The organism is Brevundimonas sp., assembly GCF_036963785.1.
Taxonomy (GTDB): domain Bacteria; phylum Pseudomonadota; class Alphaproteobacteria; order Caulobacterales; family Caulobacteraceae; genus Brevundimonas.
On the sequence record NZ_JBALUS010000013.1, the window covers coordinates 1 to 1,327 of the forward strand.

1 protein-coding gene is annotated in these 1,327 nt (G+C 70.9%); it reads left to right on the plus strand.

Going from position 1 to position 1,327, the window contains the following annotated elements; translation table 11 throughout:
- Nucleotides 1–1,033, plus strand: a 1,033-nt coding sequence (locus V7672_RS15215) for a L,D-transpeptidase family protein (RefSeq protein ID WP_335625412.1), incomplete at its 5' end; no start/stop codon positions are given.
- Nucleotides 1,034–1,327 lie beyond the last annotated feature (294 nt).

Genomic DNA, 1,327 nt, shown 5'->3' on the forward strand with positions numbered 1-1,327 from the left:
CGAGCGGACCGGGACCGAAGCCGCCAGCCCGGCCTCGGACGAGGCGTCGCGGCTGCGCCAGTCCATCGAGTCGGCGACCTACACCCCGCCCGCCGCCGATGAGGACAGCCAGTCCGGCAGCAACGGGGCATCCGACTCCGACAGCGAGGACAGCGCGTCCGCGGATCGCGGCGGCGCTGTGGAGGGCGAACTGGAGGACGCCGAGGCGGAGCCGGCCATGGTGCGGGCGCAGATCCTGCTGGACCGCACCCGCTTTTCGCCCGGGATCATCGACGGCCTGGGCGGCGAGAACACCCGCCAGGCCATCGCCGCCTTCCAGGAGGCCAACGATCTGGAGGTGACCGGCGAACTGAACGCCGAGGTGTTCGACCGGCTGACCTCGGGCGACGGCGGCCGGGTGCTGACCGACTATACGATCGCGGAGGCCGACGTGGCCGGACCGTTCGTCGGCCAGGTTCCGGACAGCATGGCGGCCATGGGGCGCATGGAGACCGTGGGCTATTCGGACGCCCGCGAGGCCCTGGCCGAGAAATTCCACATGAGCCCGGACCTGCTGGACGCCCTGAACCCCGGGGTCGACTTCAGCCGCGCGGGCCAGTCCATCGTGGTGGCGGCGACCGGCCCGGACGCGCTGGACGGCGACGTGGCGCGGATCGAGGTGAACAAGGCCGAGAAGTCCGTGCGCGCCTTCAACGCCGACGGCGACCTGCTGGCCTTCTATCCGGCCACCATCGGCAGCGACGAGACCCCGTCCCCGTCCGGCACGCACACGGTGCGCGCGGTCGCGCCGGAGCCCAACTACACCTATGACCCCGAGCAGGGCGGCGAGACGGTCATCGTGCCGCCGGGCCCGAACAATCCGGTGGGCGCGGTGTGGATCGACCTGTCGCGCGACGGCTACGGCATCCACGGCACCCCCGACCCGGCCCTGATCGGCAAGACCGCCTCCAGCGGCTGCGTCCGCCTGACCAACTGGGACGCCGAACAGCTGGCCGGTGCGGTGGAACAGGGGGTCGAGGTGGCGTTTGTTTAAGGGCTGAGCCCCTTCTCCCTGTGGGAGAAGGGGGAACCCGCGCACCGGAGCGTAGCGGAGGTCTGCGCGCGGGGGATGAGGGTCGTGTTTCGCGGGGAAACACCCGACCCTCACCCTGCGCGCGAAGGACGGATGCTGCCGCATCCGTGCGCGCAGCCCTCTCCCATCGGGAGAGGGAAAAAGAAACGGCCCCGGATCGCTCCGGGGCCACTCTGTATTCGGGTCAGATGACCGAGCTTACTCGGTGATCTTGGCCACCACGCCGGCGCCAACCGTGCGGCCGCCTTCGCGGAT